This window comes from Actinosynnema sp. NPDC004786 (assembly GCF_053601135.1).
In genome coordinates this window covers 48301-72047 of sequence record NZ_JBSGBG010000048.1, presented here as the reverse complement: position 1 = coordinate 72047, position 23747 = coordinate 48301, and the positions used below count along the sequence as shown (strand labels likewise).

Here is a 23747-nt window from a genome sequence, read left to right as displayed (position 1 = left end):
GCCCGGCGGGGAAGAGCGTCCCGCCGGGCCTGCCGGCTTCGTCCAGCCTAAGGCACCCGAACCCATGTCAAATCGAGCCTCGGTGGGGTGGCTGCGGGTCCGTTGGGGGTGGGGCGGGTTCGTTGTGGGTGGGGTGGGTGTGGTGGTTGAGCTGGGGTTTTCGGTTTTGGTGGGGTCGGTCTTGGGGGGTTCGTGACGACCCGTAAGATCATCAACACGCTCGGGGGTGTGAGCGGTTCCAGGGGGTGCATGCGAGAAGGACCCCGCCGGGGTGGCGAGGTCCTTCGTCGGTTGTTCTTCGGGTCAGCCTCGGGTGGAGCGGACGCCCAGGAGGACGTCTTCCCACGACGGGACGATCGGGTGGTTCTTCTTGCCCCTCTTCGGTGGCGGGTCCTTGCGGGCCGGTTGTTGCTTCGCCGCCGGTTGTGGTGGGGGTGGTGCGGGTTGGTCCTCGGCTGCCGGAGCGGGTTCCGGGGTCGGTTGTGGGTCCTGGACCGGTGGCGGGGGAGGTGGTGGGGTCGGGTCCTGGGCGAGGATCTCCGGCTCCGGTTGTTTCTCCAGCTCCAGTGCCTGGCGGGCCAGTTGGGTGACCGGGCGGACCGTGCGCAGGGTCCGGTTGGGGTTCGGGTCCATCAGTTCCATGGCCCCGTCGTCCAGCGCGGTCACCGTGCCGCCCTGCGCGCCCGGGTGGAAGGCCCAGTGGGCCAGGTTGTCCGAGCGGCCGGCGGTCCAGTGCAGTTGGACGACCCAGCGGCCGTCCTCGCCGCGCCACGAGTCCCAGCTCACGTCGGCGTAGTCCTGGCCGCGCAGGCCGAACGAGTGGGCGACGACCTCGCCGAGCGTCTGCACGTCCGGGCCGTCCTCGCGCACCGGGTGGGCGCGCTGGGCCAGCTCGGCCGTGCGGGAGCGCTCCAGCAGGACCGGGTAGGCGTAGCGCTCGACCTTGTGCGTCGGGATGCCCGCCGCGGCCGCGACCTGGGCGACCGACTCGCCGGCGCGGATGCGCGCCTGGATCTCGCGCGGCCGCATCTGGCTCTCGACCTCGATCTCGATCTGGCCGAGCCGGGTCAGGTCGCCGCGCGCCGCGGCGCGCAGGCGTTCGTCGGCGGGGAGCAGGAAGCGCTCGCCGCGATCCGGGTCCTCGAGGATGACGGACTTGCCGTCGTCTTCGAGCCCGATGACTCGCAACGCTCGCATCATGGCCTCCCGGATGGCTCACCTCGCCGAGTGCTGACGTTAATGCGGCGCGCCGCCTTGACGTCGGAGACTCGCCGTGTTCGCCGATATCTTCGTGTGATCTTGCCGTATGTCGGCCGTGTCCGCACGTCCGTTACGGAAGGTTCACCTCGTTGACCGGCCCCGTGCGGGTTCCCGAAGCGGGCAGGGGCCGGCCCGGTGCCCGGGTCGGCCCCTGTCGGTGCGGCTCGGGTCAGAGCTGGGAGACGACCCAGTCCACGGCCTTGGTCAGGGTGCTGACGTCGGCCGGCTCGACGGCCGGGAACATGGCCACGCGGAGCTGGTTGCGGCCGAGCTTGCGGTACGGCTCGACGTCCACGATGCCGTTCGCGCGGAGCACCTTGGCCACGACCGAGGCGTCCACCGAGTCGTCGAAGTCGACCGTGCCGACGACCTGCGAGCGGTGCGCCGGGTCGGCCACGTACGGCGTGGTGTAGGAGGTCGCCTCGGCCCACGAGTACAGGCGCGACGACGAGTCGGCGGTGCGCTCGACGGCCCACGGGAGGCCGCCGTTGCCCAGGATCCACTCGATCTGGTTGTTCAGCAGGAACAGGGTGGCCAGGGCGGGCGTGTTGTAGGTCTGGTCCTTGGTGGAGTTGTCCAGCGCCGTGGTCAGCGACAGGAACTCCGGCACCCAGCGGCCCGACTTGCCGATCTCGGCGACGCGCTCCAGGGCGGCCGGCGACATGAGGGCGATCCACAGGCCGCCGTCGGAGGCGAAGCACTTCTGCGGCGCGAAGTAGTAGACGTCGAAGTCCGCCGGGTCGACGGGCAGGCCGCCGGCGCCCGAGGTGGCGTCGATGGCGATCAGGGCGCCGTCGCTGTTCGCGGGACGGGAGACGGGCACCGCGACGCCGGTCGACGTCTCGTTGTGCGCCCAGCCGACGAGGTCCGCGCCCTCGGCGTAGGTGATCTCGGGCGCGCTGCCCGGGTCGGCCTTGACCACGATCGAGTCGCCCAGGAACGGCGCGTCGGAGGTGACCTTGGCGAACTTGGACGAGAACTCGCCGTAGGTGAAGTGCTGGGCGCGCTCGCGCACCAGGCCGAACGCGGCGGCGTCCCAGAACGCCGTGGTGCCGCCGTTGCCGAGGACGACCTCGTAGCCCTCGGGCAGCGAGAACAGCTCCCGCAGACCGGCGCGCACGGAGCCGACCAGGGACTTCACCGGCTTCTGCCGGTGGGACGTGCCCATCAGCGCGGCGCCCTCGGCCGCGAGGGCCGCCAGGGCCTCGGGACGGACCTTGGAGGGCCCGCACCCGAACCGGCCGTCGGACGGCCGCAGGTCGGAGGGCAGGACCAACGTGGTCGGGTCGGCGGTCTGGGTCATCGCGAAGCCTCCGGTTACGGGGAGGGGGTCGGCACGACCGGCGCCGTTGCCGGGGTACTCAGTGTTGCAGCCACGTGGCCGGGCGGTGACAACCGGGTGTCCCCGGTCACGTGGAATGACCGGGGTCAGGCGATCTCGGACCAGCCCTCGACCTCGGACGGCTTGCGCGGACCCGGGCCGACGTACTTGGCGGACGGGCGGACCAGGCGGCCGGTGCGCTTCTGCTCCAGGATGTGCGCGGACCACCCGGCGGTGCGGGCGCAGGTGAACATCGCGGGCATCATGTGCGGCGGGACCTGGGCGAAGTCCAGGATGACCGCGGCCCAGAACTCGACGTTGGTCTCGATGGCCCGGTCCGGGCGGCGCTCGCGCAGCTCGGCCAGCGCGGCCTGCTCCAGGGCGCTCGCGGCCTCGTAACGGGACGCGCCCAGCTCCAGGCACGTGCGGCGCAGCACGCGGGCGCGGGGGTCCTCCGCCCGGTACACGCGGTGGCCGAAGCCCATGAGCCGCTCGCCCCGGTCGAGGACGCCCTTGACGAACCCCTCCGCGTCGCCGGTGCGCTCGACCTCCTCGATCATCGGCAGCACGCGGGCGGGCGCGCCGCCGTGCAGGGGGCCGGACATGGCGCCGATCGCGCCGGACAGGGACGCCGCGACGTCCGCGCCGGTGGACGCGATCACGCGCGCGGTGAAGGTGGAGGCGTTGAGGCCGTGCTCGGCGGCCGACACCCAGTAGGCGTCCAGCGCCTTGACGTGCGCCGGGTCTGGCTCGCCGCGCCAGCGGGTGAGGAAGCGCTCGGTGATGGTGGTGCACTCGTCGATGCGGTGCTGCGGCACGGCGGGCCGGCCGATGCCGCGCGCGGACTGCGCCGCGTACGACAGGGCCATGACGGAGGCGCGGGCGAGCTGCTCGCGGGCCTGCTCGTCGGTGATGTCGAGCAGCGGCTGGTAGCCCCAGATCGGCGCGACCATGGCCAGCGCCGCCTGCACGTCCACGCGCACGTCGCCGGTGTGCACCGGGATGGGGAACGGCTCGGCGGGCGGCAGACCGGGACCGAAGCGGCCGTCGACGAGCAGGGCCCAGACGTTGCCGAACGTGACGTGGCCCGCCAGGTCCTCGATGTCCACGCCCCGGTAGCGCAGGGCGCCACCGTCGCGATCCGGTTCGGCGATCTCGGTGCGGAAGGCGACGACGCCCTCCAGGCCCGGCCGGAAACCGTCGTCCTCGGTCTGCACCACGCTGTGCGCTCCTTCTCCTCGGGGGTGGGAGTTGCAAGCACCTTGCTCCCGTTCCGACCTGCCGGCAATCGCGGCCGCGCGTGTCGTCGGTCACGATCAAGGAACCGATTCAGAACGGTCCCGTGATCGTTAAGCCCTTGTTTCCGTTCCGCGTTCGCGCGGTTTCCCGTGGTAGACCACGGCCATGCACCTGACACCGCACGAGCGGGACAAGCTGCTGGTCCACGTGGCGGCCGACGTGGCGCGCCGGCGGCTCGACCGCGGCGTGGTCCTGAACTACCCGGAGGCGGTCGCCCTCATCACCGACCACGTGCTCGAAGGCGCGCGGGACGGCCGGACGGTCAGCGAGCTGATGGAGAGCGGCCGGCACGTGCTGGGGCGCGACCAGGTGCTCGACGGCGTGCCGGAGATGATCGAGTCCGTGCAGGTCGAGGCGACCTTCCCGGACGGCACCAAGCTCGTGACCGTGCATCACCCCATCGTGTGAGGAGCACGCCGTGGTCCCTGGCGAGATCGTCACCGGCGACGAGCCGGTCGAGCTGAACCCCGGACGGCCGCGCACCACGCTCGTCGTGGTCAACGCGGCGGACCGCCCGGTGCAGGTCGGGTCGCACTACCACTTCGCCGCGGCGAACCCGGGGCTCGAGTTCGACCGGGAGGCCGCGTGGGGCAAGCGGCTCGACATCCCGGCGGGCACCGCGGTGCGGTTCGAGCCGGGGGTGGAGCGGGAGGTCGTGCTGGTGCCGATCGCGGGCGCGCGGCGCGTGCCGGGGCTGCGGCCGGAGTGGGCCGGGGAGCTGGACCGGTGACCGGGATCGACCGCCGCCGGTACGCGGAGCTGCTCGGGCCGACGGTCGGCGACCGGATCCGGCTCGCCGACACCGACCTGCTGGTCGAGGTGACCGAGGACCGGTCGCTGGGGCCGCGGGGCTCGGGCGACGAGGTGATCTTCGGCGGCGGCAAGGTGATCCGCGAGTCGATGGGCCAGGGCGTGGCCACCCGCGCGGAGGGCGCGCCGGACCTCGTCATCACGGGCGCGGTCGTGCTGGACCACTGGGGCGTGGTGAAGGCCGACGTGGGCGTGCGGGACGGCCGGATCGTCGGCATCGGCAAGGCGGGCAACCCCGACACCATGGACGGCGTGGACCCGGCGCTGGTCATCGGGCCGTCGACCGAGGTGCTGTCGGGCAACGGGAAGATCCTCACCGCGGGCGGCATCGACTGCCACGTCCACTTCATCACGCCGGGGATCGTGGACGTCGCGATCGCGTCCGGGCTGACGACGCTGATCGGCGGCGGCACCGGCCCGGCCGAGGGCACGAAGGCCACCACGGTCACGCCCGGCGCGTGGAACCTGGGCCGGATGCTCGCCTCGCTGGACCACCTGCCGGTGAACGTGCTGCTGCTCGGCAAGGGCAACACCACGCGGGAGGACGCGCTGCGCGAGCAGTTGGCCGGCGGCGCGGGCGGGTTCAAGCTGCACGAGGACTGGGGGACCACGCCCGCGGCGATCGACGCGTGCCTGCGCGTGGCCGACGAGTCCGGGGTGCAGGTCGCGATCCACACGGACACGTTGAACGAGGCCGGGTTCGTGGAGTCGACCCTGGCCGCCATCGCCGGCCGCTCGATCAACGCCTACCACTCGGAGGGCGCGGGCGGCGGGCACGCGCCGGACATCATCCGGGTGGTGTCGGAGCCGAACGTGCTGCCGTCCTCGACCAACCCGACCCGGCCGCACACCGTGAACACGCTCGAAGAGCACCTGGACATGCTGATGGTGTGCCACCACCTCAACCCGTCCGTGCCCGAGGACCTGGCGTTCGCGGAGAGCCGCATCCGGCCCACCACGATCGCGGCCGAGGACGTGCTGCACGACCTGGGCGCGATCTCCATGATCAGCTCCGACTCGCAGGCCATGGGCCGGGTCGGCGAGGTGATCATCCGGACCTGGCAGACCGCGCACGTGATGCAGCGGCGGTTCGGCGAGCTCGGCGGCGGCGGCGGCGCGGCCGGCAACCTGCGCGCCCGCCGGTACGTGGCCAAGTACACGATCAACCCGGCCATCGCGCACGGCATCGACCACGAGGTCGGCTCGGTGGAGGTCGGCAAGCTGGCCGACCTGGTGCTGTGGGAGCCGAAGTTCTTCGGCGTGCGGCCGTCGGTGGTGCTCAAGGGCGGGTTCATCGCGCACGCGGCGATGGGCGACGCGAACGCGTCCATCCCGACCCCGCAGCCGGTCTTCGCCCGGCCCATGTTCGGCGCGCTCTCGGCGGCGCGGAGCAGCGTGCACTTCGTGTCGCAGCAGGCGGTCGACGCGGACCTGGCCGACGTGCTGCGGCTGGCCCGGCCGCTCGTGCCGGTGCGGGACACGCGGGGCGTCACCAAGGCCGACATGGTGCTCAACGACGCCATGCCGGCGGTGGAGGTGGACCCGGACAGCTTCGCCGTGCGCATCGACGGCGAGCTGGTCGAGCCCGCGCCGGTGGCGGAGCTGCCCATGGCCCAGCGCTACTTCCTGTTCTGATGAACCTGGCGGCGCTGATGCTCGCGGACTCCCGGTTCCCGGGCGGCGGTCACGTGCACTCCGGCGGGCTGGAGGAGGCCGTCGCGCGGCGGCTCGTCACCGACGAGGCGTCGTTGCGGTCGTTCCTGGTGGGCCGGCTGCGCACGGCGGGCGCGCTGGGCGCGGTGTTCGCCGCCGCCGCCACCCGCGGCCGGTACGCGGAGCTGGACGCCGAGCTGGACGCCCGCACGCCGTCGCCGGCGCAGCGCAACGCCTCCCGCGTGCAGGGGCGCGGCATCGCGCGGGCCGCGCTGCGGGCGTGGCCGTCGGCGGCGTTGACCGAGCTGCTGCGCGTCACGCCCCGGCCCCACCACCCGGTCATCGTGGGCGTGCTGGTGGGCGAGCCGTTCGAGGCCGCGCAGACCGTGGCCTACCACGCCGTGACGGGCCCGGCGACGGGCGCGATCCGGCTGCTGGGGCTGGACCCGTTCGGGGTGAACGCGGTGCTCGCCCGGCTCGCGCCCGAGCTGGACGCCGTCGCCGCGACGGCCGCCGCGCACGCCGACACCCCGCCCGAAGACCTGCCCGCGCCGAGCGCGCCCGGCCTGGACCTGCTGGCCGAGGCGCACGACCGCCATCACACGGAAGAGGTGCGTCTCTTTGTCAGCTGACCACGTGCACCCGGTGAACTTCGACCCCACCGACGCGGGCCACGACCCGCACCACCCCCACGACCACGCGCACCGCGCGGTGCGCATCGGCATCGGCGGCCCGGTCGGCAGCGGCAAGACCGCCCTGACCGCCGCGCTGTGCCGGGCGCTGGGCGGCAGCGTGAACCTCGCCGTCGTGACCAACGACATCTACACCACCGAGGACGCCGACTTCCTGCGCGCCGCCGGGGTGCTGGACGTCGAGCGGATCGAGGCCGTGCAGACCGGCGCGTGCCCGCACACCGCGATCCGCGACGACATCACCGCGAACCTCGACGCGGTGGAGCTGCTGGAGCACCGGGTCCACGGCCTGGAGCTGGTGATCATCGAGAGCGGCGGCGACAACCTCACCGCGGTGTTCAGCCGCGGCCTGGTGGACCGGCAGATCTTCGTGGTGGACGTGGCGGGCGGCGACAAGGTGCCGCGCAAGGGCGGTCCCGGCGTGACCACGGCCGACCTGCTCGTGATCAACAAGACCGACCTCGCGCCGATGGTGGGCGCCGACCTCGGTGTCATGACGGCCGACGCCCACCGGATGCGCGGGGGGCTACCGGTGATCACACAGTCCCTTGTGGACACACCGGACGCCCCCGCGGTGGCCGACTGGGTGCGCGCTCAGCTCCGGACGCTCGCGACGGTCAGTTGAGCACCGAACGCGCTCACGTCGCCCGCGCAGCCGTACTGGTCCGACATGGCCAGGTACAGCGGCGTGGTCTCGTCCGGCGGGTACACGCGGACACCCCACACGGGCGTCTTCCGGCACACGTCCGGGTCGAAGTTGTCGACCCGGGCGAAGCCCACGTCCGAGACGGCCGCCGCGCCGTGCGGCAGGGTCAGCAGCGGTCCGCGCTCGCCGACGCGCACGGCCGCCGCGCCGACCCGCCCACCACTGGAGTCCACATAGGACACGCCCGGGAAGCCGCGCAGAACGCACGCGCCCAGGCCCCGGTTGGTGAACACGACTTCCCGGTACACCGTGCCCGCCGCGCCCTCCACGCGGCCGAACGCGACGTCCAGGTCCACCGACCGGCACGTGGCGGCTTGCGCGCCCGCCTCCTGCGCGACGGCGACTCCCCCGGTGCCGACCATCGCCGCGACGACCGCGGCGGTGGCGAGAACTCTCCTCATCACGATCTCCCCCGAGATTCGCGGGTGGCGGTTCCACCCGATGAGAGGACGTGCCGGGGGTCACAGGGGTTGCCCCGGTGAGGGCGCGGGCTCGCCTGGTCGTGGAACGCGACCCGAAAGGGCGAACGGTGGTGCGCGAGCTGGCGTCCATGGCCCCGCTGCGGCTGGTGCCGCGCGGCGGGCCCGCCGCGCCGGCGGTCGTGCACCTGGTCAGCGCGGTCACGGCCCCGCTGGGCGGCGACGACCTGGAGCTGCGGGTGACGGTCGGGCCGGGGGCGTCGCTGGAGCTGCGCGGGGTGGCGGCCACGCTCGTGCTGCCCGGCCGGCACCCCGGCGGCAGCCGCGCGGTGGTGGACGTGGAGGTGGCCGACGGCGGGTCGCTGGTGTACTCGCCGGAACCGACCGTCGTGACGGCGCGTGCGTGCCACGAGGCGGTGTTCCGCGCACGGATGGGCGACGGCGCCCGGTTGCGCGCACGCGACGTCGTCGTGCTGGGTCGGTCGAACGAGCGGGGCGGTTCGCTCACCACGACGCTCGACGTCCGGCGGAACGGCCCGCTGGTGAAACAGACTTCCCGGCTGGGAACGCCCGAAGTGGACACGAGCCCGGCGGGGCTGGCGGGTCGGCGCGTGTTCGGCACGGAGTTGCTGTGCTGGGGCGAGGACCTGCCGGGAGCGGTCTCGGAGCCGTGGTGGTCGCTGGTGCCGCTGGCGCGCGGCGGCAGCCTGTCCACCGCGATCGCCGACGACGCGGTGACCGTGGAGCGCGCGCTCGACGAGGCACGCGCGCGGCATCCCGGCACCGGCGCGTTCTGATTCGATCACGTTCTCGATTCCGAGGTCGGGGTCACACCGAAAGTCACGGATCGGGTGGCGGTCATCACCGTGCGGGCGGTTTCGCCCCGGCCGTGAAAGCCGTACGGTCGCGGGATCACCAGGTGCCACAAGCTCTTGGCCAGGTCGAAAGCAAGCTCCGGGAGGTCGGGATGTCGGAGACCGCGAACATCGCGTTGCCGTCGATGCGCGTGTCCTACGAACAAGGCTCGCTCACAGAGAGTGACCTCGCGGGCAGTTGGCACGAGCAGCTCCAGCTGTGGCTGGACCAGGCGGCGGGCGCGGGCCTGCCGGAGCCGAACGCCATGGTCCTGGCGACCTCCGACCCGCAGGGCCGCCCGTCGTCCCGGACGGTGCTGGCGAAGGGCCTGGACGAGCGGGGGCTGGTGTTCTTCACCAACTACACCTCGGCCAAGAGCCACGACCTGATGGCGACCCGGTACGCCTCGGCCACGTTCCCGTGGTTCGCCATCCAGCGGCAGGCCCACGTGCGCGGCACGGTCGAGAAGGTCGGCCCCGCCGAGACCGCGCGCTACTGGGAGGGCCGCCCGCGCGGCTCCCAGCTCGGCGCGTGGGCGTCGCCGCAGTCCCGGGTGGTCGGCGGGCGATCCACTTTGGAGAGCGCGCTGAACAAGGTCGAGCGCCAGTTCGCCGACGCCGACCGGGTACCGGTGCCGCCCCACTGGGGCGGCTGGCGCATCCGCCCGGAGGAGGTCGAGTTCTGGCAGGGCCGCCGCGACCGCATGCACGACCGCCTGCGCTTCCGCCTGGGCCGCGACGGCTGGGAGATCCAGCGCATCGCGCCGTAGCCCCGTTCCCGTCCGACGAGCCCCGCGGCCCCGCGCCGCGGGGCTCGTCCGCGTCCGGGCGTCGCGGGTGGCCGAAGTCTCGCTGACCAGGTTGTTAGTTGCCGTACGCTAACGACCGTGCGGAAGGTGCTGGGGAAGATCGCCATCGACACGCGGCCGCTCAAGGTCGTCGCGTACCGGCGCTTGTGGCTCTCGACCATCGTCACGGCCATCGGCAGCCAGTTGACCGCGGTCGCCGTGCCGAAGCAGGTGTACGACCTCACCGGGTCGTCGGGCTGGGTCGGCGTGTCGGCGGGCGTGGCGCTGGTGCCGTTGCTCGTCTTCGGCCTCTACGGCGGCGCGATCGCGGACGTCGTGGACCGGCGCAAGCTGCTCGTGGTCACCAACACCGGCATCGCGGTGACGTCCGTGCTGCTGTGGGGGCAGGCCGCGCTGCACGTCGACTCGGTGTGGCTGGTGATCGCCCTGCTCGGCCTGCAACAGGTCTTCTTCGCCGCCAACGCGCCCGCCCGCACCGCGTCCATCGCCCGGCTCGTGCCCGCCGACCAGATCCCGGCCGCCACGGCGCTCGGCTCCACGGTGATGATGTTCGGCGGCGTGTTCGGCCCCATGCTCGCGGGCGCGTTGATGCCCGTGGTGGGCCTGTCGACGTTGTACCTGGTGGACGCCGTCGCGCTGACGCTGACGATCTGGGCGGTGTGGAAGCTGCCGCCGCTGCCGCCGTTGAGCGGCACGTCGCGGCGGGCCGGGTTGCGGGACGTGGTCGACGGGTTCCGGTACCTCGCGGTGCAGAAGATCCTCCTGGCGAGCTTCCTGCTGGACATCATCGCGATGGTCTTCGGCATGCCCCGGGCGTTGTTCCCGGAGATGGCCGAGAAGACGTTCGGCGACCCGGCGGGCGGCGGGTTGGCGCTCGGCCTGCTGTTCGCGGCGATCCCGCTCGGCGCGATGCTGTGCGGCCTCACGTCGGGCTGGACGTCGCGCGTGACGCGGCACGGCGTGGGCGTCGTGGTCGCGGTCGTGGCGTGGGGCGTGGCGATGATCGGGTTCGGCCTGGCGCACGCGCTGTGGCTCGCCGTGGTGTTCCTGGCGATCGGCGGCGCGGCCGACATGATCAGCATGGTGTTCCGCAGCGCGATCCTCCAGTCCGCCGCGACGGACGACATGCGCGGCCGGATGCAGGGCGTGTTCATCGTGGTGGTGGCGGGCGGGCCGAGGTTGGCCGACCTGCTGCACGGCACCGGGGGCGCGGCCCTCGGCGCCGGCGCCGCGACCGCGCTGGGCGGCGTGCTGGTCGTGGTCGGCACGGCGCTGGCGGTGGTGGCCATCCCGGCGATCAGGCACTACCGCTTCAAGCCGGACACCGCCGAACTGCCCGGCTGACCGCCGGCCGAACCTCAAGGCTTGCCCAAGCCGTGCCGATCCGACTACCCGCGGCAACTGTGATCCGGCACACTCACTCGGCATGACGGAACCGACGAGCGCACCGGCGCAGCCGGAACTGAAGCGGGCCATCGGCCCGAAGCTGCTGCTGTTCTTCGTGGTCGGCGACATCCTCGGCACGGGCATCTACGCGCTCACGGGCAACGTCGCCGGCAAGATCGGCGGGGCGCTGTGGGTGCCCTTCCTGATCGCGTTCGTGGTGGCGTTCCTGACCGCGTTCAGCTACCTCGAACTGGTCGGCAAGTACCCCAAAGCGGCCGGCGCGGCGCTGTACACCAACCGCGCTTTCAAGATCCAGTTCCTCACGTTCATGGTGGCGTTCGCGGTGATGAGCTCGGGCATCACGTCGGCGTCCTCGGCCGCGCTCGCCTTCGGCCGCACGTACCTCCAGTCCGTCATCAAGCAGTTCTTCTCCGACACGTTCACCGTGTCCGCGACCCTGGTCGCCATCCTGTTCATCGTCGGCCTGGCGGTGATCAACTTCCGGGGCGTCTCGGAGTCGGTCAAGGCGAACGTCGTGCTGACGTGCATCGAGCTGTCCGGCCTGCTGATCATCATCGCGATCGGCGTCTACGCGGTCCTCGCGGGCGACGGCGACGCGAGCAGGCTGACCCAGGTCGACCCGGCGCCGGACCAGAGCGCGCTCGTCGCGATCACGTCGGCGACGGCGTTGGCGTTCTTCGCGATGGTCGGGTTCGAGGACTCGGTGAACATGGCCGAGGAGACCCGCGACCCGGTCCGCGTCTTCCCGCGCGCGATGCTGTGGGGCATGGTGATCGCGGCGACCATCTACGTGCTGGTCGCGATCACGTCGTCGCTGCTCATCCCGGCCGACGAGCTGTCGAAGGCCGGCTCCTCGGCGCTGCTGAAGGTCGTGCAGGTCGGCGCGCCCGGCTTCCCGCTGTGGGTGTTCTCGCTGATCGGCCTGTTCGCGGTCATCAACTCGGCGTTGATCAACATGCTGATGGCGAGCCGGCTGGTCTACGGCATGGCGAACGAGCGGATCATCCCGAAGGTGTTCGGCACCGTGCACCCGTTCCGCCGCACGCCGTGGATCTCGATCGTCTTCACGTCCGGCGTCGCGATCATCCTGGTCTCCACCACCGACATCGCGAAGCTCGGCGGCACGACGGCGCTGCTCCTGCTCGTCGTCTTCACCATCGTCAACATCGCCGTCCTGGTGCTGCGCAAGGACAAGGCGGAGCACGAGCACTTCCGCGCGCCGACCTGGGTGCCGGTGCTGGGCGCGATCACGTGCGCCTACCTGGCCAGCCCGCTGTCGGGCCGGGCGGCGGCGGACTACGAGATCGCGCTGTACCTGCTCGCGGCCGGCGTGGTGCTCTGGGTCGTCAACCGGTTCGTGCACGGCAAGGTCGAGTTCGACCCGGCCGGGCTGTCCAAGTGACGCGGGCCCGGGGCCGCCGCGCCGGCGGGCGGCCCCGGGAGCCCTCCGGTCAGGCGTGCCGGCGCAGCAGGACCGGGTCGTGGGCGTTGACCACGTCCACCGAGTCGCCGTGCTCGCGCACCAGCTCCCGCAACCGGTCCTGGTTGGCCAGCCGCAGCTCGCGCACGGCCTCCATCCGGCCCTGCATGTAGGTCAACGCGGGCGGGCAGTGCGGCCGCGGGTCCAGCTCGCCGCGGAAGAAGAACGAGTCGCCCGCGTGCAGCAGCCACCGGTCGCCGAGCCGCACCGCCACGCCGGTGTGCCCGAGCGTGTGCCCGAACAACGGCACCAGCAGCACGTCCGGCCGCACCTCGCGCACCCCGGAGAAGCCGAACCACTCGTCACCGGTCGCCTCGTGCGGCGCCCACCGCGGCCCGTGGCGCCACTGCCCGTCGGGGTAGCGGACGCGGTCGTTGCCCGTCCTGCCCGGACGCGTCGCCGCCGCCAGCTCCTCCGCCGACAGGTGCACGCGCGCGTGCGGGAAGTCGCGCAGCCCGCCGCCGTGGTCGAGGTCCAGGTGGGTGAGCACGACGTCGGTGACGTCCGACGCGGCGAACCCCAGCGCCTCCACCCGCCGCACCGCGGTCTCCGCCTCGTCCAGCACGGGCCTGCTCATCAGCCGCCACCGGCGCATCAGCGTCTCGTCGGGACGGCGCACGTCGCCCAGCCCGAGACCGGTGTCGACCAGCACCAGGCCGTCGTCGGTCTCCAGCAGCAGGACGTGGCAGACCAGCTCGGCGGCGCGGAGGTACGAGCCCTCGCCGGTCACGAGCCTCCCGCCGAACGGGCGCATGGTGCCGCAGTTCAGGTGGTGCGCCTTCACGGTCTCGGCCTTCCCAGGAGGGCGCCCAGCCGGGCGCCGACGGCGTGCAGGGGATCGAGCGAACGGCGGGTGCGGGCGAGCAGGAGCGCGCCCTCGATGGCGGCCAGCACGACGGTCGCCAGGTCGTCGTCGCCGACGTGCGCGGCGATGACCCGCTGCCAGGACGCGTAGACGTCCTCGCAGGCCACCCGGATCGGCTCGCTGTCCGCCGCCGCGTCCAACGCCACCGTGGCGATCGGGCACCCGCTGCGGAAGCCCGAACCGAGCAGCTCGCGGCCGAGCAGGTCCAGGGCCCGGGACAGCGCCTCGGCCGGGTCCGGTTCGGCGGCGAGCACGGCGGTCAGCGCGTCGCCGAGGTCCCGGCCGGCCAGCGCCACCGCCTCGACCGCCAACTGCTCCTTGCCGCCCGGGAAGTGGAAGTAGAGCGAGCCCTTGGGCGCGCCGCCCTCGCTGAGCACCTGGTTCACGCCCGTCGCGTGGTAGCCCTGCGCCCGGAAGAGGTCGGCGGCCGTGCGCACCATGCGTTCGCGGGTGTCGGTCCGTCGTGGCATGGTTTTACTATAGAGACCGGTCTAGTAAGAACGTCAAGGGGAGTGCCCCTCGGATACGCTCCTGATCCATGCTGGAGATCGCCCACGGCGCGGCACGCGCCGTCATCGCACCCGAGGGTGCGGGACTGAAGTCCTACGAGGTCGGCGGCGTGCCGTACGTGGAGACGTACGACGACGAACCGCCCATGGGCAGCGGCGCGGTGCTGGTGCCGTGGCCCAACCGCACGGCGGGTGGCAGGTGGACGCTCGACGGCGAGGAGCAGCGCCTGGAGATCGGCGAGCCCGCCCGCGGCAACGCCATCCACGGCCTGGTGCGCCGGGCGATCTGGAGCACCGTGGAGCACACCGGCTCGCTGGTCTCGCTGGAGACCCCGGTGGCCGGCCAGGGCTGGCCCGTCGAGCTGCGCACCACCATCACGTACGCGCTGGACGAGAACGGCCTGACCGTGTCGCACGGCGTCACCAACGTGGGGGACAAGCGCACCCCGTTCGGGGTGGGCACGCACCCGTACCCGCGGGCCGGCGCGTCCGCGACGGACGAGACGTCGCTGTCGCTGGCCGCCACGACCGTGCTGCCCGTGGACCCGCAGACCATGATCCCGAACGCCCCGGCGTACCCGGTCGAGGGCACCGACTACGACTTCCGGGTGGCGCGGCTGCTGGCGGGCGTGAAGCTGGACACCGCGTTCGGCGGCTGCGTGCCGGTGGACGGGCTGGTGCGGCACGTGCTGAAGGGCCCGGCGGGCGGCGTCGAGCTGTGGGCGGACCCGGACTTCAAGTGGGTGCAGGTCTACACGCCGGACGACTTCCCCGGCCGGGGGCGCGCGGTGGCGATCGAGCCCATGACGTGCCCGCCGGACGCGCTGAACAGCGGGGTGGACCTGCTGTGGCTGGAGCCGGGCGAGTCGTGGGCCGGCCGGTGGGGTTTGCGCCCGTTGGCGTAGGCCGTTAGCGTCGCTAACTATGAACGTCGCCATCACGGGTGGGTACGTCGTCCCGGTCGCCGGAGAGCCGATCGAGGGCGGCACGGTCCTGATCCAGGACGGGAAGATCGTCGCGGTCGGCGCGGACGTCGAGGTGCCGGAGGGCGTCCGCGTCGTGGACGCGGCGGGCGGCTGGGTGCTGCCCGGGTTCGTGGAGGCCCACGGCCACCTCGGCGTGCACGAGGAGGGCGAGGGCTGGGCCGGGCAGGACACCAACGAGATGACCGACCCCAACGGGGCGCGGCTGCGCGCGTTGGACGCGATCAACGCCGCCGACCAGGGCTTCGCCGACGCCCTGGCCGGCGGCGTCACGACGGCCGTGGTCAAGCCCGGGTCGGGCAACGTGATCGGCGGCCAGACCGTGGCGGTGAAGTGCTGGGGGCGCACGGCCGACGAGATGCTGCTGCGCAACCCCGTCAGCGTGAAGAGCGCGCTCGGCGAGAACCCGAAGCGGGTGTACGGGGACCAGAAGAAGCTGCCGTCCACGCGCCAGGGCGTGGCCGCGGTGATCCGGGACGCGTTCACCAAGGCGCAGGACTACGTGGCCAGGCGGGACGAGGCGCAGGGCGCGTTCGAGCGGGACACCACGTCCGAGGTGCTGGCGAAGGTGCTGTCGGGGGAGCTGCCGTGGTGCCAGCACTGCCACCGCGCGGACGACATCGCGACGGCGTTGCGGCTGGCGGACGAGTTCGGCTACCGGCTCATCGTCAACCACGGGACCGAGGGTCACCTGATCGCGGACCTGCTGGCGGAACGCGAGGTGCCGGTGATCATCGGGCCGCTGTTCACGTCGCGGTCCAAGGTCGAGGTGCGCAACCGGTCGTTGCGCAACCCGGGCATCCTGGCGCGGGCCGGGGTGCGGATCGCGATCACCACGGACCACCCGGTCGTGCCGATCCACTTCCTCGTGCACCAGGTGACGCTGGCGGTGAAGGAGGGGCTGGACCCGCGGGTGGGCCTGGAGTCGATCACCACCAACCCGGCCGCGATCATGGGACTGGACGACCGGGTCGGCTCCCTGCGGCCGGGCCTGGACGGCGACGTGGTGATCTGGTCGGGCGACCCGCTGGACGTGATGAGCCGCGCCCTGAAGGTCTTCGTGGAGGGCCGCGAGGTCTACCGCTTCGAGGACGGCGAGGAAATCGTCACGAACCCCTTCTACACCGAATCCTGACGTGATCGGTCGGTCCCGGCCGGTGTGGCCGGGACCTGCTAGGCTCAAGGCGCGGACCCGTCCCACTCCCGTGGGGAAGCGGGTCCAGCTTCTTTTCGGGGCACGTCCCGCCCGGTCCGGTCAGATCTCCCGCGGCCGGCCGCCGTGGACGCAGGCCGGGCCGAGCAGGTCGGAGTACCAGTCCCACATCGGCTCCTTGCCCGGCGCGCGCAGCACGGCCTGGTAGGCCGCGTAGGCCACCAGGTCGGCGATCTGCACCCACTGGCTCAGGTGGGAACCCTGGAAGAACGGGTCCTCGACCAGGTTGCGGGTGGCCAGGCGCAGGCTGCGGTGCGCCTGGCGGTAGGACGGGTCGCTCCCGTCGCCGTCCATGACGACGAAGCCGTGCTGCCCGGTGTCGGCCAGCCGCACGTCGATCATCACCACCAGGTCGGCGTAGGCGGTGGCCTTGGCGTCGGAGTAGTTGGTGCCCTTCGTGTCGCGGAACACCGCGCCCGTGCTCACCCCCGGCAGGCTCGCGACGGTCCTCAGCGCCTCCGCCATCACCGCGGACCGGTTGCCCTTGCTGTGGTCCCAGTCGGTCTTCGTCGGGCGGCCGCGCCCGTTCGCGAACTTCGTCGCGTGCAGTTCGTAACTGGCCGGCAGCCCGACCGCGTCGTGGAGCGCCTTGCGCCAGTCCAGCCACGACCGCAACGCCGGCCGCCAGCAGGCGACCGGCAGCTCGACCCAACCGAAGACGACGATCCCGGAGGACTGGGCCCCCGAGTCGTCCAGGTAGAACAGGCGCACTCCGCTCACGACCGCGAACCGTAGAGCGTCCGCCACACAGGGTGACGTCCGGCTGCGGCAAGCGACTTCCCGCCCCGGCGGTCCCGTTCCGGTCAGGCGCGGAGGGTGCGGCCGATGACGAGGCGTTGGATCTGGTTCGTGCCCTCGAAGATCTGGAGCACCTTGGCCTCGCGCAGGTAGCGCTCCACCGGGAAGTCGCGGGTGTAGCCGGCGCCGCCCAGCACCTGCACGGCGTCCGTCGTCACCTTCATCGCGGTGTCCGTGCAGACCAGCTTGGCGATCGCCGCCTGGCGGCGGAACGGGAGGCCGCGGTCGCGGCGGCGGGCCGCCTCCAGGTACGTGGCCCGCGCCGACTCCACCGCCGCGGCCATGTCGGCCAGCAGGAACTCCAGGCCCTGGAAGTCGATGATCGCCCGGCCGAACTGGGTGCGCTGCTTCGCGTACGCCACGGCCTCGTCCAGCGCCGCCTGCGCCAGGCCCACGCCGCACGCGGCGATGCCGAGCCGGCCCGAGTCCAAAGCGGACAGTGCGATGCGCAGGCCGTCGCCCTCGGCCCCGATCAGCCGGTCCGCGTCCAGCCGCACGCCGTCGAACGACAGCTGCGCGGTGATCGACCCCGTCAGCCCCATCTTCCGCTCCGGCTTGGCCGCGCTGAGCCCTTCACCGCGCCCCGGCGCGAAGAAGCAGCTGACGCCCTTGCCGCCGGTGTCCGACGTGCGCGCCATCAACGTGTAGAAGTCGGCCACCCCGGCGTGCGTGATCCACGCCTTCGTGCCGTTGACCACGTACCGGTCGCCGTCGCGCACCGCACGGGTCGACAACGCGCCCGCGTCCGAGCCGGCGTGCGACTCCGACAACGCGTACCCGCCCAGGAGGTCGCCCGCCACCGCGTCCGGCAGCCACCGCGCCTTCTGCTCCTCCGTGCCGAACGTCGCCAGCGCGTAGGTGGACATGACGTGCACCGACAGCCCGACGCCGACCGACATCCACGCCGACGCGACCTCCTCCAACGCCTGGAGGTACACCTCGTACGGCTGCCCGCCGCCCCCGAACCGCTCCGGGTACGGCAGCCCCAGCAACCCGGTCTTGCCGAGCAGCCGGAACTTGTCGCGCGGGAACCGCTCGTGCTCCTCCGCCTCGGCGGCGTGCGGGGCCAGCTCCTCGCGGGCGATCTCGCGGACCAGGGCGAGCAGGTCCTCGGCCTCGGTCGTGGGCAGCAGGCGCTCGGCGGGCATCGTCGACCTCCGGGTCACGGGGTACTCTTCCCAGTACTGTAGGACGTACTCCAGTACTGGAGCCAGGCGTTGTGACAGAGTTGCCGCCTATGACCTCGATCGCGCGCAGAAGGCTGACGCCCCGGCAGGAGGAGCTGCTGGGCCGGCTGGAGGCGTTGGTGCTCGACGAGGGGTTCGCGCACTTCACCCTGGACGACCTCGCCGCCCGCCTGCACTGCTCGAAGTCCACCCTGTACGCGCTGGCCGCGAGCAAGGAGCAGCTCGCCGTCAAGGTCGTCGGCCGGTACTTCAAGGGTGCGGCCGAGCGCATCGAGCAGCGCATCGCCGAGGTCGGCGACGTCCGGGCGCGGGTCGGCACCTACCTGGCCGGCGCGGCCGAGGAGCTGCGGCGGGCGTCCGACCGGTTCATCGCGGACGTCTCCGCGTTCGGCCCCACGCGCGCGACCTACGAGCGCAACGCCCGCGCCGCCGCCGAGCGGATCCGCGAGTTCATCCAGGAGGGCGTGCGCGACGGGGTCTTCCGGGACGTGCACGCGACGCTGATCGCCGAGATGGCCGGTCTGCTCATCGAGAGCATCCAGACCGGTGTGCTGCCCCGGCGCGCGGGTGTGTCGGACGCCGAGGCGTTCACCGCGCTGGGTGAACTGCTGCTGGACGGGTTGCGCAGAGAACGGAGCCAGTCGTGATCGTCGTTGCCGGTGAGGCGCTGGTCGACCTGGTGCCCACGCCCTCGGGGGACCTCGCGCCGAGGCTGGGCGGCGGGCCGTACAACGTGGCCGTGGCCGCGGGCCGGCTCGGCGCGCCCGTGGGCTTCCTGTCCCGGGTGTCGTCGGACCTGTTCGGCGACCGGCTCATCGAGCGCCTGCACGCCTCGAACGTGCGCACGGACCTGGTCCAGCGCGGCGACCAGCCGACGACGCTGGCCGTGGTGGGCCTGGCCGAGGACGGCTCGGCGCGCTACTCCTTCTACGTCGAGGGCACGGCGGACCGCCAGGTGACCGACCCCGGCCCGCTGCCCGCCGGCGCCAGGGCGGTGTCGTTCGGCACGTTGTCGCTGGTCCTGGAGCCGGGCGCGAGCACCTACGAGCGGGTGCTGTGGCGGGAGGCCGAGCGCGGCGCGCTCACCGTGCTCGACCCGAACATCCGCGCGGGCCTCATCCACGACCCGATGGCCTACCGCGACCGGTACGACTCGTGGCTGCCGCACGTCGGCCTGCTGAAGGTGTCCGTCGAGGACGCGCGGTGGCTCGCGGAGCTGCCCGACGACGCGCCCGAGGACGACGTGCTGGAGGTCGCGCGCGACTGGCGCGGCGCCGGGCCGGCCGCCGTCGTGCTCACCCGCGGCGGGGACGGGCTGGCCGTGCTGACCGGCGCCGGCGACGTGATCCGCGTCCCACCCACGCCCGTGGACGTGGTCGACACGATCGGCGCGGGCGACACCGTGCAGGGCGCGCTGCTCGCCTGGCTGCACGCGCACGACGCCCTGTCCGCCGAGGCTGTCCGCGGTCTGGACGCCGACGCGTGGCGTCGGGCGCTGGCCTACGCGGGCGCCGCGGCGGCCGTCACGTGCTCCCGCGCCGGCGCCGAGCCGCCGTTCGCCGCCGAGCTGGAGATGACCTAGCTCTCACCCCTCTTGAGGTGGAGAAACAGCCCCGAAGGGCTACGGTGGTGGATGCACGCTAGCCACCCATGCATCCGGATGTGATGCCGGTCCCACCTCGCAGAATCGGTTCACACCGCGGCTGTGCTGGGGTCGTCCTCTGACTAGCGTGGGAGAACTGACAGGACCCCAACGGGGTGGTGCTGCGGTGCGGGGCGATCCCACGCCCGCGCACGTGCGTGCGAGACCCGCATGAGCCACCCCGCCTAGCGTGAGAGGGACTCTGCATGCCCGACGCGACGATTGCGCCCATCGACACCGGTACCGTCGCGCTGCGCCATCCGGGCGGAGAGCACGAGATGAAGGTAGTACCGGCCACCGAGGGTGCGCCCGGTGTCGATCTCGGCAAGCTGCTGGCCACCACCGGCCTGGTCACCCTGGACAGCGGATTCGTCAACACCGCCTCCTGCTCCTCCGAGATCACCTACATCGACGGTGACGCGGGCATCCTGCGCTACCGCGGCTACCCGATCGAGCAGCTCGCCGAGAAGTCGAACTTCCTCGAGGTCAGCTACCTGCTGATCTACGGCGAGCTGCCGACCCAGGCCCAGCTGGAGGAGTTCTCCTCCAAGATCAGCCGGCACACGTTGCTGCACGAGGACCTGAAACGGTTCTTCGACGGCTTCCCGCGTGACGCCCACCCCATGCCCGTGCTGTCCTCGGCGGTCTCCGCGCTGTCGACGTTCTACCAGGACAGCCTCAGCCCCTTCGACGCCAACCAGGTCGAGATCTCCACGATCCGCCTGCTGGCCAAGGTGCCCACCATCGCGGCCTACGCCTACAAGAAGTCCGTGGGCCAGCCGTTCCTGTACCCGGACAACTCCCTGGGTCTGGTGGACAACTTCCTGCGCATGACGTTCGGCTTCCCGGCCGAGCCCTACGACGTCGACCCCGACCTGGTGCGGGCGCTCGACCTGCTGTTCGTGCTGCACGCCGACCACGAGCAGAACTGCTCCACGTCGACCGTGCGGCTGGTCGGCTCGTCGGAGGCGAACCTGTTCGCGTCCATCTCGGCCGGCATCAACGCGCTGTTCGGCCCGCTGCACGGCGGCGCGAACTCCGCCGTGCTGGAGATGCTGGAGAAGATCCGGCGCGAGGGCGGTGACGTCGCCGCGTTCGTGAAGAAGGTCAAGAACAAGGAGGACGGCGTCCGCCTGATGGGCTTCGGCCACCGGGTCTACAAGAACTACGACCCGCGCGCCGCGATCATCAAGAAGACGGCGGACGAGATCCTCGGCAAGCTCGGCGCGTCCGACGAGCTGCTCGACATCGCCAAGTCGCTGGAGGAGACCGCGCTCGCCGACGACTACTTCGTCGAGCGGAAGCTGTACCCGAACGTCGACTTCTACACCGGCCTGATCTACCGCGCGATGGGCTTCCCGACGAAGTTCTTCACCGTGCTGTTCGCCCTGGGCCGGCTGCCCGGCTGGATCGCGCACTGGCGCGAGATGATCAACGACCCGGCCACGAAGATCGGCCGGCCGCGGCAGGTCTACGTCGGCTCGCCGGAGCGCGCCTTCGTGCCGATCGACCAGCGCTGACCACAGGTCCCACCGAAGGCCCGCACCCGACGTCCGGGGGCGGGCCTTTGTCGTGGGCCCGGCCGTCGTGGGACCCCCAGGGCGACTACGTGCGCCGGTACGTCCCGGAGCTGCGCGACGTCGCCGGCCGGGCCGTCCACCGGCCGCGCGACCCGGTCGTCGACCACGCGGACGAGCGCCGCGAAGCGCTCGTCCGCTACGCCGAGGTCAAGGGTTGGCCCGGCGCAAAGCGTCCCGCAGCCGCACACGCGCGCCCGTGCGCAGGACCGCGTTCGCGTACACCGTGCCGCCCAGCCGGGCGATCCCCGCCACCGCGAGGAGCGCGAGCACGACCGCCAGCAGCACCTGCCACGCCGGCGCGAGCCCCATCGCCATCCGCACCGGCATCAGCACGGGCGCGAACGGCGGCAGCAGGGACAGCACGGCCGCCGGCGTCCCGGTCGGGTCGCCGATCAGCAGGTTGACGCCCACCACGAACCCGACCACGATCGACATGGTGATCGGCGTCACCACCGCCTGCAGCTCCTCCTGCCGCGACACCAGCGCCGCGGCGGCCGCGAACACCGTGGCGTACAGCAGGAACCCGATCAGGTACCACAGCGCGCCGGCGGCCAGCGCGCCACCGGCCACGGCCGAGGCGTCCAGCACCCCGGACACCGCCGCCAGCACGAGGCCGACGACGCCGACCAGCAGCAGTTGCAGCAACCCCACCGCGCCCAGGCCGACGACCTTGCCCAGCAGCAGGTGCCACGGCCGCAGCGTCGCCAGCAGGATCTCGACCACCCGGCTGGACTTCTCCTCCACCACGCCCTGGGCCACCATCATCCCGTAGACGACGAGCGAGTAGTACAGCAGCGCCGCGATCACCAGGCCGATCACGATCCGCTGGCCGCGCTGCTCGTCGCCCGGCTCCAGCGCCACCACCTGCACGCCCGCGCGTTCGACGTTGCGCGCCACCACCGCCGGGTCCAGGCCCGCCTCCGCCAGCTGCGCGTCGAGCACCTGCTGCTTGACCAGCAGGTCGATCGAGTTGCGCAGGTCCTCGCCCAGCGACTCCTTCACCACCACGCGCAGGTCGTCCGCCGCGCCGCTGACCAGGGCGTCGAACTCGCCCGAGCGCACCTGCGCCTCGGCCGCCGCCGGGTCCGGCACGTCGACCGTCTCCACCTCGCGGCCGAACGACCGGGCGGTCTGCCGCAACGGCTCCGCGAGCACGGTCGCCTGCCCGCTCAACGCGACGCGGGAGCGGCCCACGTCGTCGAACAGCAGGGTCTGGAGCAGCACGTACCCGGCCATCACGGCGACGATCGCCACCGTGCCCCACACGAACGACTTGGCGCGGACCCGGCCCAGGAACTCGCGGCGCGAGACGAGGAACACCGCCCGGCCGGGGGTGAGGCTGTTCATCCGGCGGACTCCTCGGTCACCACGCTGCGGAACAACTCGGTCAGCGACGGCCGCTGCCGGGAGAACTCGTGCACCGGTCCGGTGGCCAGGGCGGCGCGCAGCACCGCCTGGTCGTCCACGTCCGGCGCGATGTCGAGCACCGTGCGGCCGGCCGACGTGCGGGCCGCCCGCACGCCCGGCAGGTCGTCGGCCCACCCCGCGGCGGCGAGCGGCGCGTCCACCACCAACGTGCCGCCGCTGCCCGCGCGCAGCTCGTCCACCGGGCCGCAGGCGACCAGCCGGCCGCGGCGCACGATGCCGACCCGGTCGCACAGCCGCTCCACCAGGTCGAGCTGGTGGCTGGAGAACACCACCGGCACGCCGGTCGCCGCCTTCTCCCGCAGCACCTGGCTCATCACGTCCACCGCGACCGGGTCCAGGCCGGAGAACGGCTCGTCCAGCACCAGCACCTCCGGCTCGTGCACCAGCGCCGCGGCGAGCTGCACGCGCTGCTGGTTGCCGAGGCTGAGCTTCTGCACCTCGTCGTGGCGGCGCTCGCGCAGGCCGAGGCGGCCGATCCAGTCCTCCGCCGAGCGGTGCGCGGCGTTGGTCGGCAGGCCGTGCAGCTCGGCCAGGTAGACGAGCTGGTCGAGCACCTTCATCTTCGGGTAGAGGCCGCGTTCCTCGGGCATGTACCCGATCCGGCGGCGGGTCTCGAAGGTGACCGGCGCGCCGTTCCACCGCACCTGCCCCGAGTCCGCCGCGAGCACGCCGAGGGCGATGCGCATGGTGGTGGTCTTGCCCGCGCCGTTGCTGCCGACGAACCCGAACAGCTCGCCCGCCCGCACGTCGAAGGTCATCCCGTCCAGCGCGACGACGTCCCCGTAGCGCTTGGAGACCCCGTCGATCTCCAGCACTCCCTGTGCCACGTGCT

Annotated in this window: 24 protein-coding genes and 1 pseudogene; 15 read left to right on the top strand and 10 right to left on the bottom strand. The window is 72.5% G+C overall.

The window, feature by feature from the left end:
• Window positions 1-303 precede the first annotated feature (303 nt).
• The 3 genes from sepH to ACWEFJ_RS32345 form a co-directional block, all read right to left on the bottom strand.
• The gene (sepH, locus tag ACWEFJ_RS32355; protein ID WP_378092817.1) at window positions 304-1197 is read right to left on the bottom strand and encodes a septation protein SepH; all 894 of its coding nucleotides are present in this window, start codon (window positions 1195-1197) and stop codon (window positions 304-306) included.
• Between the two features lie 232 nt (window positions 1198-1429).
• A complete protein-coding gene (serC, locus tag ACWEFJ_RS32350; protein ID WP_449716064.1) occupies window positions 1430-2563 on the bottom strand; it encodes a phosphoserine transaminase in 1134 nt (377 codons plus the stop codon).
• A 125-nt stretch (window positions 2564-2688) separates the two neighbouring features.
• Complete coding sequence (locus ACWEFJ_RS32345; protein ID WP_378092821.1) at window positions 2689-3801, bottom strand: citrate synthase 2; 1113 nt, start codon at window positions 3799-3801, stop codon at window positions 2689-2691.
• A 184-nt stretch (window positions 3802-3985) separates the two neighbouring features.
• Here ACWEFJ_RS32345 and ACWEFJ_RS32340 point away from each other — a divergent pair, with 184 nt between their 5' ends.
• The 5 genes from ACWEFJ_RS32340 to ureG are packed head-to-tail and all read left to right on the top strand — an operon-like array spanning window position 3986 to window position 7660.
• The gene (locus ACWEFJ_RS32340; RefSeq protein WP_378092823.1) at window positions 3986-4288 is read left to right on the top strand and encodes an urease subunit gamma; all 303 of its coding nucleotides are present in this window, start codon (window positions 3986-3988) and stop codon (window positions 4286-4288) included.
• 10 nt (window positions 4289-4298) lie between these two features.
• Window positions 4299-4610, top strand: coding sequence for an urease subunit beta (locus ACWEFJ_RS32335; protein ID WP_378092825.1), 312 nt, complete (start codon window positions 4299-4301; stop codon window positions 4608-4610).
• Window positions 4607-6325 (top strand): urease subunit alpha, encoded by a 1719-nt coding sequence (locus tag ACWEFJ_RS32330; RefSeq protein ID WP_449716063.1) that lies wholly within the window; start codon window positions 4607-4609, stop codon window positions 6323-6325. The genes ACWEFJ_RS32335 and ACWEFJ_RS32330 overlap by 4 nt, the downstream gene beginning before the upstream one ends.
• Window positions 6325-6975: an urease accessory protein UreF gene (locus ACWEFJ_RS32325; RefSeq protein WP_378092829.1), complete on the top strand. Its 651-nt coding sequence runs from the start codon at window positions 6325-6327 to the stop codon at window positions 6973-6975. The genes ACWEFJ_RS32330 and ACWEFJ_RS32325 overlap by 1 nt, the downstream gene beginning before the upstream one ends.
• A 4-nt stretch (window positions 6976-6979) precedes the next feature.
• Entirely contained in the window at window positions 6980-7660 is a 681-nt protein-coding gene (gene ureG, locus ACWEFJ_RS32320; RefSeq protein WP_378092876.1) for an urease accessory protein UreG, read from the top strand.
• On the opposite strand, the gene ACWEFJ_RS32315 is transcribed toward ureG, so the two are convergent.
• Complete coding sequence (locus tag ACWEFJ_RS32315; RefSeq protein ID WP_449716062.1) at window positions 7630-8142, bottom strand: DUF4232 domain-containing protein; 513 nt, start codon at window positions 8140-8142, stop codon at window positions 7630-7632. The two genes, ureG and ACWEFJ_RS32315, sit on opposite strands and share 31 nt — an antisense overlap.
• A 77-nt stretch (window positions 8143-8219) precedes the next feature.
• On the opposite strand from ACWEFJ_RS32315, the gene ACWEFJ_RS32310 reads away from it, so the two are divergent.
• From ACWEFJ_RS32310 to ACWEFJ_RS32295, 4 genes are all read left to right on the top strand, one after another.
• Window positions 8220-8957, top strand: coding sequence for an urease accessory protein UreD (locus tag ACWEFJ_RS32310; protein WP_449716061.1), 738 nt, complete (start codon window positions 8220-8222; stop codon window positions 8955-8957).
• Window positions 8958-9127: 170 nt separating this feature from the next.
• A complete protein-coding gene (pdxH, locus tag ACWEFJ_RS32305; protein WP_449716060.1) occupies window positions 9128-9784 on the top strand; it encodes a pyridoxamine 5'-phosphate oxidase in 657 nt (218 codons plus the stop codon).
• Between the two features lie 117 nt (window positions 9785-9901).
• Window positions 9902-11167 (top strand): MFS transporter, encoded by a 1266-nt coding sequence (locus ACWEFJ_RS32300; protein WP_378092841.1) that lies wholly within the window; start codon window positions 9902-9904, stop codon window positions 11165-11167.
• Between the two features lie 82 nt (window positions 11168-11249).
• Window positions 11250-12632 carry an APC family permease gene (locus ACWEFJ_RS32295; RefSeq protein ID WP_449716059.1) on the top strand — a complete coding sequence of 461 codons (1383 nt, stop codon included), beginning with the start codon at window positions 11250-11252 and terminating at the stop codon, window positions 12630-12632.
• 49 nt (window positions 12633-12681) lie between these two features.
• Here ACWEFJ_RS32295 and ACWEFJ_RS32290 read toward each other — a convergent pair whose 3' ends face one another.
• Together ACWEFJ_RS32290 and ACWEFJ_RS32285 are read right to left on the bottom strand one after the other, a co-directional pair.
• Window positions 12682-13494, bottom strand: coding sequence for an MBL fold metallo-hydrolase (locus ACWEFJ_RS32290; RefSeq protein WP_449716058.1), 813 nt, complete (start codon window positions 13492-13494; stop codon window positions 12682-12684).
• Entirely contained in the window at window positions 13491-14045 is a 555-nt protein-coding gene (locus tag ACWEFJ_RS32285; protein ID WP_378092848.1) for a TetR/AcrR family transcriptional regulator, read from the bottom strand. The genes ACWEFJ_RS32290 and ACWEFJ_RS32285 overlap by 4 nt, the downstream gene beginning before the upstream one ends.
• A 68-nt stretch (window positions 14046-14113) precedes the next feature.
• Here ACWEFJ_RS32285 and ACWEFJ_RS32280 point away from each other — a divergent pair, with 68 nt between their 5' ends.
• Both ACWEFJ_RS32280 and ACWEFJ_RS32275 read left to right on the top strand, forming a co-directional pair.
• On the top strand, window positions 14114-14989 hold the full coding sequence (locus tag ACWEFJ_RS32280; RefSeq protein WP_378092850.1) for an aldose 1-epimerase family protein: 876 nt from the start codon (window positions 14114-14116) through the stop codon (window positions 14987-14989).
• A 19-nt stretch (window positions 14990-15008) separates the two neighbouring features.
• On the top strand, window positions 15009-16202 hold the full coding sequence (locus ACWEFJ_RS32275) for an amidohydrolase (protein WP_378092852.1): 1194 nt from the start codon (window positions 15009-15011) through the stop codon (window positions 16200-16202).
• 120 nt (window positions 16203-16322) lie between these two features.
• Here ACWEFJ_RS32275 and ACWEFJ_RS32270 read toward each other — a convergent pair whose 3' ends face one another.
• The gene (locus tag ACWEFJ_RS32270) at window positions 16323-17000 is read right to left on the bottom strand and encodes a DUF3800 domain-containing protein (RefSeq protein WP_449716057.1); all 678 of its coding nucleotides are present in this window, start codon (window positions 16998-17000) and stop codon (window positions 16323-16325) included.
• Between the two features lie 83 nt (window positions 17001-17083).
• Entirely contained in the window at window positions 17084-18226 is a 1143-nt protein-coding gene (locus ACWEFJ_RS32265) for an acyl-CoA dehydrogenase family protein (RefSeq protein ID WP_449716056.1), read from the bottom strand.
• A gap of 89 nt (window positions 18227-18315) precedes the next feature.
• On the opposite strand from ACWEFJ_RS32265, the gene ACWEFJ_RS32260 reads away from it, so the two are divergent.
• From ACWEFJ_RS32260 to ACWEFJ_RS32245, 4 genes and pseudogenes are all read left to right on the top strand, one after another.
• Window positions 18316-18912 (top strand): TetR/AcrR family transcriptional regulator, encoded by a 597-nt coding sequence (locus ACWEFJ_RS32260; protein ID WP_378092858.1) that lies wholly within the window; start codon window positions 18316-18318, stop codon window positions 18910-18912.
• Window positions 18909-19847 carry a carbohydrate kinase family protein gene (locus ACWEFJ_RS32255; protein WP_449716055.1) on the top strand — a complete coding sequence of 313 codons (939 nt, stop codon included), beginning with the start codon at window positions 18909-18911 and terminating at the stop codon, window positions 19845-19847. The genes ACWEFJ_RS32260 and ACWEFJ_RS32255 overlap by 4 nt, the downstream gene beginning before the upstream one ends.
• A gap of 266 nt (window positions 19848-20113) precedes the next feature.
• Window positions 20114-21427, top strand: coding sequence for a citrate synthase (locus ACWEFJ_RS32250; RefSeq protein ID WP_378092862.1), 1314 nt, complete (start codon window positions 20114-20116; stop codon window positions 21425-21427).
• A 68-nt stretch (window positions 21428-21495) separates the two neighbouring features.
• Window positions 21496-21639: pseudogene (locus ACWEFJ_RS32245) on the top strand (FAD-binding domain-containing protein); the annotation flags it as partial.
• Here the strand turns inward: ACWEFJ_RS32245 and ACWEFJ_RS32240 are convergent.
• Together ACWEFJ_RS32240 and ACWEFJ_RS32235 are read right to left on the bottom strand one after the other, a co-directional pair.
• Window positions 21635-22834 carry an ABC transporter permease gene (locus tag ACWEFJ_RS32240; RefSeq protein WP_449716054.1) on the bottom strand — a complete coding sequence of 400 codons (1200 nt, stop codon included), beginning with the start codon at window positions 22832-22834 and terminating at the stop codon, window positions 21635-21637. The pseudogene ACWEFJ_RS32245 and the gene ACWEFJ_RS32240 sit on opposite strands and share 5 nt — an antisense overlap.
• Window positions 22831-23742: an ABC transporter ATP-binding protein gene (locus tag ACWEFJ_RS32235; RefSeq protein ID WP_449716053.1), complete on the bottom strand. Its 912-nt coding sequence runs from the start codon at window positions 23740-23742 to the stop codon at window positions 22831-22833. The genes ACWEFJ_RS32240 and ACWEFJ_RS32235 overlap by 4 nt, the downstream gene beginning before the upstream one ends.
• Between the last annotated feature and the right edge of the window lie 5 nt (window positions 23743-23747).

What these genes read in the sequence shown, in the direction of transcription:
- ACWEFJ_RS32340 (WP_378092823.1), top strand. Translation starts at nt 3,986, where the DNA reads ATGCACCTGACACCGCACGAGCGGGACAAGCTGCTGGTCCACGTGGCG.
- ACWEFJ_RS32325 (WP_378092829.1), top strand. Translation starts at nt 6,325, where the DNA reads ATGAACCTGGCGGCGCTGATGCTCGCGGACTCCCGGTTCCCGGGCGGC.
- ACWEFJ_RS32275 (WP_378092852.1), top strand. Translation starts at nt 15,009, where the DNA reads ATGAACGTCGCCATCACGGGTGGGTACGTCGTCCCGGTCGCCGGAGAG.
- ACWEFJ_RS32285 (WP_378092848.1), bottom strand. Translation starts at nt 14,045, where the DNA reads ATGCCACGACGGACCGACACCCGCGAACGCATGGTGCGCACGGCCGCC.
- ACWEFJ_RS32265 (WP_449716056.1), bottom strand. Translation starts at nt 18,226, where the DNA reads ATGCCCGCCGAGCGCCTGCTGCCCACGACCGAGGCCGAGGACCTGCTC.
- ACWEFJ_RS32240 (WP_449716054.1), bottom strand. Translation starts at nt 22,834, where the DNA reads ATGAACAGCCTCACCCCCGGCCGGGCGGTGTTCCTCGTCTCGCGCCGC.
- ACWEFJ_RS32295 (WP_449716059.1), top strand. Translation starts at nt 11,250, where the DNA reads ATGACGGAACCGACGAGCGCACCGGCGCAGCCGGAACTGAAGCGGGCC.
- ACWEFJ_RS32315 (WP_449716062.1), bottom strand. Translation starts at nt 8,142, where the DNA reads ATGAGGAGAGTTCTCGCCACCGCCGCGGTCGTCGCGGCGATGGTCGGC.
- sepH (WP_378092817.1), bottom strand. Translation starts at nt 1,197, where the DNA reads ATGCGAGCGTTGCGAGTCATCGGGCTCGAAGACGACGGCAAGTCCGTC.
- ACWEFJ_RS32280 (WP_378092850.1), top strand. Translation starts at nt 14,114, where the DNA reads ATGCTGGAGATCGCCCACGGCGCGGCACGCGCCGTCATCGCACCCGAG.
- ACWEFJ_RS32260 (WP_378092858.1), top strand. Translation starts at nt 18,316, where the DNA reads ATGACCTCGATCGCGCGCAGAAGGCTGACGCCCCGGCAGGAGGAGCTG.
- serC (WP_449716064.1), bottom strand. Translation starts at nt 2,563, where the DNA reads ATGACCCAGACCGCCGACCCGACCACGTTGGTCCTGCCCTCCGACCTG.
- ACWEFJ_RS32250 (WP_378092862.1), top strand. Translation starts at nt 20,114, where the DNA reads ATGCCCGACGCGACGATTGCGCCCATCGACACCGGTACCGTCGCGCTG.
- pdxH (WP_449716060.1), top strand. Translation starts at nt 9,128, where the DNA reads ATGTCGGAGACCGCGAACATCGCGTTGCCGTCGATGCGCGTGTCCTAC.